We start from the raw sequence: 436 nt of genomic DNA, 5'->3' as shown, positions 1-436 counted from the left end.
CTCCTTCCCCGTCGCCCTCGAACCGGCCGTCCACCAGGAGCTGCTCGCCTGTGTGGACCGTGTCCTCACCGCGATCGGCTACCGGCAGGGCCCGGCCCACACCGAGGTCATGCTCACCGCCGACGGGCCGAGGGTCGTCGAGGTCAACCCGCGGCTCCCGGCGCACATGATCTCCACCATGGTCGCAGACGTGTGCGGGACCAACCCGCACCTGGACGCCAAACTCCTCGCCCTCGGCATGCCGGTCGCCCCGGGCACACCCGGTCAGGGGCGGACCGGCGGCGCCGCCGTCGTCGTCCTCTTCCCGGACCGGCCCGGTGAACTCACCGCCATCCACGGGATACCGGAGGCCGAGGCGCTGGGGGTCCGGGTGATCCCGCACGCGGCGCCCGGCGACACCGTCGCCACCCGCCTCGACAACTCGGCCTCCGTCGGC

The 436-nt window shown here is 73.9% G+C and carries 1 pseudogene; it reads left to right on the top strand.

Annotation, left to right across the window (positions count from 1 at the left end):
• A pseudogene (locus RNB18_RS52370) lies at positions 1 to 436 on the top strand (ATP-grasp domain-containing protein); the annotation flags it as partial.

The sequence above is a fragment of the Streptomyces doebereineriae genome, assembly GCF_031845645.1.
Taxonomy (GTDB): domain Bacteria; phylum Actinomycetota; class Actinomycetes; order Streptomycetales; family Streptomycetaceae; genus Streptomyces; species Streptomyces canus.
This window is presented reverse-complemented; position numbering and strand designations above follow the sequence as displayed.